The organism is Trichocoleus desertorum AS-A10, assembly GCF_039962155.1.
In the GTDB taxonomy this organism is placed as follows: Bacteria; Cyanobacteriota; Cyanobacteriia; order FACHB-46; family FACHB-46; genus Trichocoleus.
Window position 1 is genome coordinate 1 of the sequence record NZ_JAMPKN010000085.1, and the last position, 10,487, is coordinate 10,487.

Sequence of the window (10,487 nt, forward strand, 5' to 3'; positions counted from 1 at the left end):
TGGTTATGAAAGCCCTTCACAGTTCAGCCGTGAATATTCTCGCCTGTTTGGTGCGCCGCCGATTAAAGACATTGAACGTTTACGCATCACCTAAACATGGCGTTGCTGAAACGGTAATGAACGAAGTTAAGCTGGCAGCAGCACCATTCGATACCTCAAAGAGTGGAGCAGCGAGTGTTCTCTCCCTCCCCCCGAGTCATAGAGGTTTTGCTGAGGGTCTGGTCCCCTACCTCAATGAATCTGGGATAGACCTTCCAGCCATCTGTAACAAACTAAGAGAGCGATCGCTGCCTTGCCTACTCCCCCTTTCATCCATTTATAGAAAAGTTTGAAACAGGCTCAATCTACCTGTACTACAACGAGCTGGACTAATTTTGGCCTAAAAAATGCAAAAACACCCATGCTACAAACGCAATTCCGGGTGTTTTTAGAACATGAAAACAATGAAAACGGTTGAATAGCCCCGTGAGTGGATCTCGAATACTCTGGTTCTTCAACGTTTCCCGCAGCTTCAAATTGGCGAGAGCTCATCGAAAGATGCATATTCTTCCAGCCCAGAGGTCCGTCACTTTTGCGTCTGCTCCAGTACCATCTAGAATTCCGAAGAGATTCCCTGCCGAGAACTCGCTGCCAAGTGATGTTTGTTTGACAACAGTGCTATAAGCTTCCTCCAGTTCCGCACGTGTAGAACCGATACCGATATTAGCCATTGTCGTATACGTCTTAGCTGCCTTTAAGCTTTGAGCATTCATATGCCAGCCAACGAAGCGTCCGTCTAAACTAGATAAAATAAGTCCATCTGCCCACGCCGTGGATCCAAGCTCACAATCGGCGCTTGTGCCTTGCTTGGCTGGTTCTCCACGCACCTTACTAACGGCTGCGACTACCTGCTCGTGCTCTGCACCAAATGGGAGTAATCGAGTCGAACCAGTGTCCTGCTTAACAAGTTGCAAACCCTCTGCGCTCAGCGCCAAGCTAGTGGTACTTTGCTGAGTCGATGGACTGATGCTATCGGAGGTAGAGTCTACTGCCGTTGATGGGACGGGAGTGGTAGGGGAGGTGGAAAAAGTAGAATTGGAAGAGGTTGTCGATTCAGGAGGGGTCGTGGATTCAAGAGGAACCACCGTGTTGCAGCTAACGACGAAGAGCAAAAGGCACGGAATGAGCAGGCGTTGAACCATTGGAAAAGTCATTTGATTTACGGGTTGAGGATACTTTTATTTAGCGATCGCTGCCGTTACTGTATTGGTTTTTAACCTGCCATCCTTCATATACACAATGCGATCGGCAATATCCAGAATTTGATTGTCGTATATCACTAGCAAAACAGTGCAGCCTTGCTGGGGTAAGGTAGCATAGACACTGTTGGCGAATTATTCATAGTTGAACTACCTATTCCGTCGTTGTTCGACTTACAAAACTCAATGAGTTTCAGCCAGGAAACGACGAAGATTCAATCTCTGTCAGCTCTCACATGCCCACTGTGTAAGGGGTTTCAGTATTAAAGTTGCGAGAATTTGAATAGTTTGTTTCGGATTTTTCCAAATTCTCAAATTCTCACTTATTAAATGATGCGATCACTGCGCCCCACGCTTCATCTATCCGCTGCCTGTACTGGATCTTAGCGATCGCACAAATGTTTGATACTCGGTGATGGTTTATGGCTTTGTTGCAGTCTCCTAAGCCCTCATAGACAACTCCTAGGTTCACTATAAAAGACAACAGGCGCTCCGCCCAGATGAGCTTTGGTCTCGCGCTCGATGGCTAAGCTTTGTTCGTAATACTCAATGGCTTTGTTACAGTCTCCTAAACCCTCATAGACAACTCCTAGAGCCCCCAAAGCAGATCCCTCAGCTCGGCGGTCTTTGCGCTCGCGAGCAAGCGCTAGGCTTTGTTGGTAATAGTCCATAGCTTTGCCGTCGTCTCCCATCTCCTGATAAGTGTGACCTAGGCTCCGCAAGAGCTCTACCTCGAATTGGCGGTCTTTGCGCTCGCGAGTGATCGCTAAGCTTTGTTCGTAGTACTCAATGGCTTTGTTGTAGTCTGGTCCACTACTGTAGGAACCGGCTAAAGCCCACAAAGCCCATCCCTCGCCTCGGCGGTCTTTGATCTCGCGAGCGAGCGTTAAGCTTTGTTCGTAATATTCAATGGGTTTGTTGTGGTCTCCCCGATAATTAGAGGTAGTAATTAGACCTGCGTAATTGCTACCGAGTTGCCACAAGATCTCTACCTCGGATTGGCGGTCTTTGATCTCGCGAGCGAGCGTTAAGCTTTGTTCGTAATATCCAATGGCTACGTTGTAGTTGCCCGAATTACCATAGCCAACCATCCCTAACCGCATTAAAGCCTTGACCTCGCCTTGACGGTCTTTGGTCTCGCGAGCAATGGCTAAGCTTCTTTGGTAATGGTCAATGCCTTGGTCGTAGATGTCTATATTGGTAGCTAAAATCATGTAGACATCGCCGAGCAGCCCCAAGACTCTTCCCTCACCTTGACGGTCTTGAAGTTGACGATAGAACCCTAACGCCTGTTGCCAAGATTGCAGAGCCGCTTCAAGTTGCTGCAGGCCCAATGAGTGTTGCTGCAGGCCCAATGAGTATTGCTGCAGGCCCAATGAGTATTGCTTCAGACCCAAATTCAACAACCGCTCTGCTGCTGTTTTTGCCGCTTGGCTCGTCTGTGCCTGCCCTGGCAACTCAGCTAGTGACTTGCTGGGACTCCAACTCACAGCCAGAGGTAAAATCAACACTGCCATGACTAGACTCAACAACCCCTGACGAGAAGTCATATCAGTACCCCGATAAAAGCAAAAGTCATTAGCTCACAGACTAGCTCAGCTAGGCTTGTAGAGTCATCCTTTGGCAAAGTCTAACGGTGGTTATTTCCTCAGTGAGCTCAGACTTTAGTAATTCCAATACCCAGTAGCGCCAGCCGCGATCGCCCTTACTTCTGGAAGCGATCGCTCCTGAAAACCGAACGAAATTTGACCAACTTTGATCGATACCAAAACTTGATGCTGTTTCAAGCGTTAAAGCAGGATCTACTCACTAATAATGAGTCGGTCTTACATAATTGGGTGGCTGCAATTTCCCAACCTTAACGATCGCAAAATTCCTGTAGTTGCAAAAGCTGGTTATCAGTGTCTTGCCCTTTGTCAGTTGTTGAGACTCGTAAGTAGAGAGCACAAATGGTTTGCTTCATGCAGCAAGGGTATCAAAAAAGGACCCTTTTTTGATAGCGTCTTTACTCAAAACTCCCGGCCTGATTTCAGGTCGTTTCAGCCTTGTCAATTTATACTCCTTTTTTGATAGTCCTTGATCGCTCAGTATCTAATCAACGATCGCGCTCGTTTGGGGCTAGTAGGAGCCAGTACTCACAGCTTCAGAAGAACTGCTCTGACCCAGATGAGCAGTGCCGGGATACCGCTGCGAGTGATTCAGGAGATATCGGGGTACCGCAGCTTACAGGGTACCGCAGATTACAAGCACTTCAGCGGTATTTGAAGGTATTGGAGCTTCAGATGGAGGGGGCGATCGCGGCTTTACGTTTTTGAAGTATCGACGCTTAATGAATCAGTTGATCTCTTGGACTGGACTAATAAGTTTCGAGGTCGTGATTCCATGTCAGCACCCTGGATGCCGTCTACTCCCGTTTCTGGGAGATTAGGCAGAATAGAAGGCGAAACTAGAGCGAAGAAATGCTCAAGAATTCGGGCTCATTAAGAGTTGAGCCGAGACAATTTCATCAACGAGCATCACTCATTATGCCAAACGAGAGTCCAGATCAGTTATGGGTTGAACCTGTGGGTGGAATCATCCTCGCGCGAATTCGCGGGGTAGCTACAGCCGACCTCATACAGGAGTGCCATCAGCGCATTGGAGTGTTGCAGAGGGACACGGGTTGCAAACAGGTGATGTACGATGCCTTGGAGCTTGAGCGCCCGCCGATAGAAATCGTGCTCACGCAGCAGGGGTTAACCGATGCGCTCAAGCAAGCTGATGTAAAAGTCGCGATAGTTGTGCCCAATACGGGGATTGCTTACCTGGCCCGCCTGGCGTTTGGCGAAGCCAATCATCGCGTGTTCTACAATGATATTGCCGCCGCAGTATCATGGCTGGGCAGTCCTTGATCAAATGAAGATTGAAAGGGCACAAAGGGTGTGATCAAAACACTGCGCTCGCCCCTCTTGATTTTTTGGTTTGCGAGGATGTGTTATGTGTTTCTTGCAAACATTGCCGAAAATGAATAGTGGCGTGCTTTTTGTAGTACGCCTCAAACGATTGAGAATTTAAGCGATCGCAATCCAAACAATGCCGAATTCACTCATTTTCGGCATTGTTGCTAGCTATTAACGTTCCGCCTCACCCGCCGCTAGTGAACTTTCGGACTCAACTGGTAATTCTAAACGGTCGGTGTGCAGGCGGATTGTTAGGCTGCTCCTGATTACAGTTAGACTGTCCCCAGTTTTGTTTTAATCGCAGCGATTATCTCATCTGCCAGCTCATCCAGGGATTTAACTCCATCTAGAACCAAATCACAATTCTTCAAGACCCTTGCGTTTACTTCAAGGTACAGTTTGCGGGTAGCACCACTGAGATATCCTATTAGGTATTCTTTGAGATAAGTTGCCAGGTATTCTGGATCTCTTTCACGGAGACACCATTCAACATCTCGCAGCAACCGACGTGCTAAGGCAACTTCTAGCGGCAGGTCGATACATGCTACAAAATCAATAAGCTCGTTCATTTCGGCTCGTTCTCTACCAAATGGCTCCTCCATCACAATGAAGCTGGCTGCCTTGATTATTCCTTTGTTATCGGGCAGAGAAATGGCTTTCCTACGCCGTAAGCTCCGTAAGTCTTTAAGGAGTTGTGGCGTTTGCCATTGATTGGGATCGGCTCCCTCTTTAATCCACTCAGAGAAGTTCGAGGGGTATTTCGATACCGAGGCATAATCGTCGAAATAGAGAGATACAGCATCTTCTAGCAAACTGGTTACTTTTTGAACCAGAGAAGTTTTTCCTGCTCCAGAGGGACCACTTATAGCAACCACAAAACTTGGCGATTGTTTGTTAGTCATCCTAACCATACCCTTCAGTCTTGGCAGACTAACGGTTGCGGTCAGAGGTTACCAAGAACTTGGACTCAGCAACAGCGACTTCTTTCAATCCGTTGCACCGCAATTGTTGTACGGCAGGACTCTACAACCGAGTATTTAGATCTGTGTTAACTCTACTCGATATTTATCTAGGTCTGCCACAACTGCACGTTGTTCCCGATCCGAGCGAACGACACCCAAATCGAGTCGAACCTCACTCATTGCTTTTATCAATTTCTGGGCAGGGTTCATCGTGGCATAGGACTCGGATCATTTCTGCGCCAGGATGTTTGAACAATATATCAAACTCACTATTAGGCATCCTCAAGGTTTCAGGAATGAGATGAGCCTCGAGCGGCTGTGTTAGGGCTAATCCATGGACAGGAAGAAGGATAACGGTAATCTCTCCATCACGTAAGCACCCAAAACTTTTGCTGGGACACGCACATAAAAGGATGAATTGTCTTCTGCTACATGATGCATTTCAGCATACTGAGGGTAGTAGCTAGCGATGCCGTACAACGATTCAGCTCACTCGCCGCTAGAGGCTGGTGGAAGCACGAGCGTAGAGTGTAGGCAGTCGAGTGCAGCACCTTGTTCTGTTGCTGCCGGTCACGCATAATTTTTTCCCATGTAGTGAACCTCAGGCGCGTTCTCTCGTGGCCCCAAGTCCTTCCATCCATGCCTAAGATAGAACTTTACTGCTCTCGTATTTGTCGGAGTGACGCTTAAACGGGCGGAGTGCAAGCTAAGCCGTTTGAAGAAGGCTGTTGCATATTCATCAAGCAAACTGGCAACACCAGTGCCGCGCCAACGGGCAGTGACGTAGTACAAATTGACGTAACCTAGTGAGGCATCTGACCTAAAACGTCCCATTTCCATTTGACCGATGATTTCGCTGCCCGACCAAACGTGAACGCAGCCACCAGGAAACCGTTTCATCTTCTCGCACAGCCAGTTGACGTAGCGTTCTGCTCCTTTGCCATCGGCCCCGTGAAAGAGTTCTGCTGACCCAAAGCTGCAAACATATGAATCTTCCCGGAAAGCTACGCAAACATCGGCGTGCTTTGCCAAATCAATTGGCTTAAACTCTAAATGCTCAATCTGCATAATTTAAGTTTGACTAACAGCCAAGCCGTGTGCAGCGGCAGAACCGTGCAATTCAGCGGCGACGAGAAAAATAGAACGATAGACGAAAAAACTTTGCTTGTCCGCTGCAATCGAATTGTTCTGTCGCTACCAGCAATGTTTCTGTACTTTATAAACTCACACGCAACCTAAAGCATCAAGCCACTTCCTCTGATTGGATTGGAGCCACGTTTCAAATCTCAGCGTCTCCACAACAGCATCAACAATTTTTTGCCGACTCCCTTTTCCTTCCACTAACCACCCTGTCCAGTAGACCAGCGAACTGGCGCGTTGCAGCTTCCACACCGAAATGGCAGCTCTCATTTCTGCCAGTGTCAGTAAAGACAACGCTTGATAGCCCGTGCTAAAGGCTCGCACAATTTCCTCAAATAAAACCTCCTGCCAAGGAAAGGATGCAAGCTGATCTAAGCTACTCATGTAATCCAACAATCGCAAATCGCGCGTTGCAAACTCAAAATCTAGAATTCCAACCACCTGATCCTGGTTCACGAGAATGTTTGGTGTTATGTAATCTGCATGAATGGTCTGAATGGGAAGTGTTGCGTATAGCTCAGGAGAGGATTCGATTGCCTCATTTAACAGTTGATTTAAATGTCTCTGTTCCTCTAAACCTAGCTGTAAAAGTTGTGGAACTGTGAAGGGAGCGCTGACTTGCGGATGAATTCGGTCTAATGCTCCCCAAAACGGCAGTTTCGCGTACTGACCCTGCGGATCGAACTCGGCAAGCGCATTGTGCAACGTCGCCAAGGCAAAACCAGCCGATTGAATCTGATGCAGGTTTCGCCGCTCCATTGGGTGTCCGACTAACCGAGGCAGTAGGGCAGCGTTAAGCAATTGTCCATCCACTTCAACGACAATAAAGGTTTCGCCAGAAGCGGTCTGGAGGGGTACTGGAATCGCGAAAGGGAGATGAGCAGAGTCTAGAAACGTAAGCAATGAATGCTCATAGTGAATCTGAGCGATCGCAGTGGTAGCTGCGTAAAACTTTAGAACAAACTGATGCTCTGAGGCGCGAACAAAATAAACTGCACGGCTTGAACCCTGCGCTGTTAGCTCAAACGTTGCCTCAGCGAGAAATGACCATTGTTCAAATATCGCTTGTTTGGTAAACTCCGATAAACTCATTCGTCGTCCTACAAACAAGACTCAAACTGCTGCCCTCTACGATAACTCAAGCAGCAGAACGGCAAAACGCAGCGGCGGCAGATAACCTTTAACTCAGCACCAGCAGCTTTCAACTGTCCGCTGCCGTGACGTGTTGGGCGGCGGTCTCCTTTGTCCAAGCATCAAATCACCTAGGCAAAGCATATCGCGCCTCCAACGCGTCGAAGAAGTTTTGCAGCATTGCAGGCGCTTCCGTACTGCCAATCTCGCTCCCTCCGAACCTGTACAGGTCATAGCCTCTAAGCCTAAGCGCGCAGGCAACTAGTCAACCCACTAGCCTTCAGCAGTTTGAAGCCATTGAGCACTCGGCTTGCTCGATAATCACCTCAGCTACCTCCTAGCAGAGGCGGTCTAACATTCGACATGAGCGGCGGCCACCGGCCAGCCGCGCGAAAAGCAACAATACAGCACCGCTGTAGCGCGTCTGGCCGGTGGATGTCCGCTCGATGGAGGGGTTAGGCACCGCCAGGGTGACGCAGAACAAGGCCCGTAGCAGCAAACGCCTCGTTCCCCGCCAAGCGACCAGAAACCCGCTTCACCACTTCGAACCCTTCGCTAAGGTACAACTGTAGAGCGGCTTCATTGCCTTCGAGAACGTCGAGCGAAACCGGACCGGATTCACAAGAAATTGCCTCACGCACCAGCCGCCTCGCGACTCCGCGGCGCTGATGCCGCGGGCTGACGTAGAGCCAGGTGACTTCGCCTTCAGCGATTGCGATGAAGCCCAACGGAATGCCCTCGTCATCCGCGACCAGCACCTTACCATCGAACAGGCCCTCACCCTCTGCAGTCTCCTCAAGCGTCAGAAACGCGTCCATCAACCCGCTCGCCTCGAGTTCTTGCTTGCGCGCTTCATCATGGATCACACATAGATGTGGCCAGTCGGACGATTCGTACTCGCGGATCCGCATACGGTGCCTAACTATTAATTAGCGGGGCAGGCATGCAGAGCATGCCTTCAAAATGGAAGAAACTGGAGAGTAGCGAATGTTTCGGATAGTATACAGTCAGCAGTGGTAGATTCAGGCAGTTCAGACAGGAAAACCGCATCCGCCTTGGTGCTTGTTAGCCCGTTAATTAGCCTGGTTCCGATGATGCCTGGTTGAAATATTGGTGGCGAGTAATCGACCCCGTTTAGCAGACTAGCGTACCCTTTGACATCATCGAGTCTGAACTCCAATCTTGTATTGCAGCGGAGGTGATTCAATGCAAAGCACTGATTCAACCAAATCTCGCAAATCCCACAAATCTATATCTTCACCGGTTTATGCTCCTGAGCTTGAAAGCCTGCAACAGATCAATTTGAATGCAGCAGGACTCGATGTGGGTGTAAGCGAGATTTATGCTTGTATTCCTCAAGGACGAGATGAGCACTCAGTGAGAGTGTTTGCTACATTTACAGCTGATCTACAGAACCTAGCGGCATGGTTAGCCCAATGTAAGGTCACAAGTGTGGCAATGGAATCAACAGGGGTCTACTGGATACCGATCTTTCAAATCCTGGAAGCACAGGGTTTTGAAGTGATCCTAGTTAATGCTCATCAAGTTAAAAATGTTCCAGGGCACAAGACGGATGTATTAGATTGCCAGTGGATACAGCAGTTACACACGTTTGGATTATTGCGAGCCTCATTTCGCCCTGAAGATGCCATTTGTGTTTTACGCTCCTTTGTGCGTCAGCGCGAGATGCTGTTGCAATACCGTGCCAGCCATATTCAGCATATTCAGAAGGCATTAGAGCAGATGAATTTGAAGCTGAACAACGTCTTGAGCGATGTAGCAGGGGTAACTGGACTACGCATTATTCGAGATATTATTGCTGGGATGCGCGACCCGATTGAGTTAGCCAAACATCGGGACTGGCGGTGCGGTAAATCCCAAGCAGAGATTGCGAAATCGTTAGTCGGGGATTATCGGGTAGAGCATGTGTTTGCTCTGCAACAAGCGGTTGAGTTATATGACTGCTACACCGAGAAATTGCAAGCGTGTGACGCTCAAATTGAGCAGCATTTTGCCTGCTTCAGTTGTCAGGTTGATTTGGAAAAACATCCTTTACCACCCCCAACCCGTCGTCCCTGTAGTCCCCAAAAGAATCAGCCGAAGAGCGATCTGCGCTTAGCACTTTACAAACTGGTTGGGATTGATTTGACCCAAGTGGATGGACTTGATGTTTTGAGCGTACAAACTATCCTGTCTGAGATTGGCACGGATATGAGCAAGTGGAGAACGGTCAAACAATTCACCTCCTGGCTCGGACTCTGCCCCCACAACGACAAAACCGGGGGAAAAATCAAGCGAACTCACACAAAGAAGACGAACAATCGAGCGAATTTGGCGTTTCGGCAAGCAGCGGCAAGTTTATGGCGTAGCAAGAGTGCTTTGGGGCATTTCTACCGGCGAATGCGAACCAAACTGGGAGCACCCCAAGCGGTGGTTGCAACCGCCCATCGACTGGCACGAATTGTTTATCATATGCTGAAGTACCAAGTCCCATTTGCTGCAGTACCGCCTGAGCAGGAGGATGCTCAATATCGGCAGCGGGCATTGCGGCAACTCCAACGCAAAGCGAAACAACTGGGAGCAACTTTGGTGATGGAATCCACTCTAAATTCTACCGATCCCTCCATTGAAGCTGTCTCTGGAGTTTAGTTTCTTAGCAGACAGAATTAATTCTGTCTAATCTCCCAAATCGGACATTAGCCCGAAAGGTTTTCCGTATAATACCCCTGATTTCGGAATTAGCCCGAGTTCTTCAGCGTTTCTTCGCTCTGTTTTCACCTTCTATTCTGCCTAAGATCCCAGAAACGGAATTAGACAGAATTTAGGGTGCTCTTATGGAATCACAACCTCGAAAATTGCTGGATCAAGTCCGCGATGTCATTCGTATGAAGCACTACTCATACCGCACTGAGAAGAGCTACGTGGCTTGGATTTGCCGCTTCATCATCTTCTACAACAAACGTGTGTTAAATGTCAAGGGGATAGACGTGTCGCGACAGAGGCTTGGTGAGTGAATGTCGTCAGTCGAGACCTCAGATCGCAACGACAACTAGGGATCGCGACGACAACTACAGATC

General features: G+C 48.7%; 10 protein-coding genes and 1 pseudogene. 4 read left to right on the forward strand and 7 right to left on the reverse strand.

The annotated features are described in order from the left end of the window. Positions 1-170 precede the first annotated feature (170 nt). The 3 genes and pseudogenes from NDA01_RS30270 to NDA01_RS30285 form a co-directional block, all read right to left on the reverse strand. Positions 171-272, reverse strand: a pseudogene (locus tag NDA01_RS30270) (IS1 family transposase); the annotation flags it as partial. 1,415 nt (positions 273-1,687) lie between these two features. Next, complete coding sequence (locus tag NDA01_RS30280; protein WP_348230952.1) at positions 1,688-2,788, reverse strand: tetratricopeptide repeat protein; 1,101 nt, start codon at positions 2,786-2,788, stop codon at positions 1,688-1,690. 114 nt (positions 2,789-2,902) lie between these two features. Further along, on the reverse strand, positions 2,903-3,025 hold the full coding sequence (locus NDA01_RS30285; protein ID WP_348230953.1) for a hypothetical protein: 123 nt from the start codon (positions 3,023-3,025) through the stop codon (positions 2,903-2,905). Between the two features lie 289 nt (positions 3,026-3,314). Here NDA01_RS30285 and NDA01_RS30290 point away from each other — a divergent pair, with 289 nt between their 5' ends. Together NDA01_RS30290 and NDA01_RS30295 are read left to right on the forward strand one after the other, a co-directional pair. Next, positions 3,315-3,503, forward strand: coding sequence for a tyrosine-type recombinase/integrase (locus NDA01_RS30290; RefSeq protein WP_431193588.1), 189 nt, complete (start codon positions 3,315-3,317; stop codon positions 3,501-3,503). A gap of 260 nt (positions 3,504-3,763) precedes the next feature. Further along, positions 3,764-4,129 carry a hypothetical protein gene (locus NDA01_RS30295; protein WP_190443332.1) on the forward strand — a complete coding sequence of 122 codons (366 nt, stop codon included), beginning with the start codon at positions 3,764-3,766 and terminating at the stop codon, positions 4,127-4,129. Positions 4,130-4,449: 320 nt separating this feature from the next. Here NDA01_RS30295 and NDA01_RS30300 read toward each other — a convergent pair whose 3' ends face one another. The 4 genes from NDA01_RS30300 to NDA01_RS30315 all read right to left on the reverse strand — a co-directional run bounded on the left by NDA01_RS30300 (position 4,450) and on the right by NDA01_RS30315 (position 8,321). After that, complete coding sequence (locus NDA01_RS30300; protein ID WP_348230954.1) at positions 4,450-5,079, reverse strand: nucleoside/nucleotide kinase family protein; 630 nt, start codon at positions 5,077-5,079, stop codon at positions 4,450-4,452. Between the two features lie 630 nt (positions 5,080-5,709). Further along, positions 5,710-6,207 carry a GNAT family N-acetyltransferase gene (locus tag NDA01_RS30305; RefSeq protein ID WP_348230955.1) on the reverse strand — a complete coding sequence of 166 codons (498 nt, stop codon included), beginning with the start codon at positions 6,205-6,207 and terminating at the stop codon, positions 5,710-5,712. A gap of 156 nt (positions 6,208-6,363) precedes the next feature. Continuing rightward, positions 6,364-7,371 (reverse strand): phosphotransferase enzyme family protein, encoded by a 1,008-nt coding sequence (locus NDA01_RS30310; RefSeq protein ID WP_348230956.1) that lies wholly within the window; start codon positions 7,369-7,371, stop codon positions 6,364-6,366. A 494-nt stretch (positions 7,372-7,865) separates the two neighbouring features. Beyond that, on the reverse strand, positions 7,866-8,321 hold the full coding sequence (locus NDA01_RS30315) for a GNAT family N-acetyltransferase (RefSeq protein WP_348230957.1): 456 nt from the start codon (positions 8,319-8,321) through the stop codon (positions 7,866-7,868). A gap of 295 nt (positions 8,322-8,616) precedes the next feature. Here NDA01_RS30315 and NDA01_RS30320 point away from each other — a divergent pair, with 295 nt between their 5' ends. Continuing rightward, positions 8,617-10,059, forward strand: coding sequence for an IS110 family RNA-guided transposase (locus tag NDA01_RS30320; protein WP_348230958.1), 1,443 nt, complete (start codon positions 8,617-8,619; stop codon positions 10,057-10,059). 185 nt (positions 10,060-10,244) lie between these two features. After that, a complete protein-coding gene (locus NDA01_RS30325) occupies positions 10,245-10,424 on the forward strand; it encodes a phage integrase N-terminal SAM-like domain-containing protein (protein WP_431193589.1) in 180 nt (59 codons plus the stop codon). Positions 10,425-10,487 lie beyond the last annotated feature (63 nt).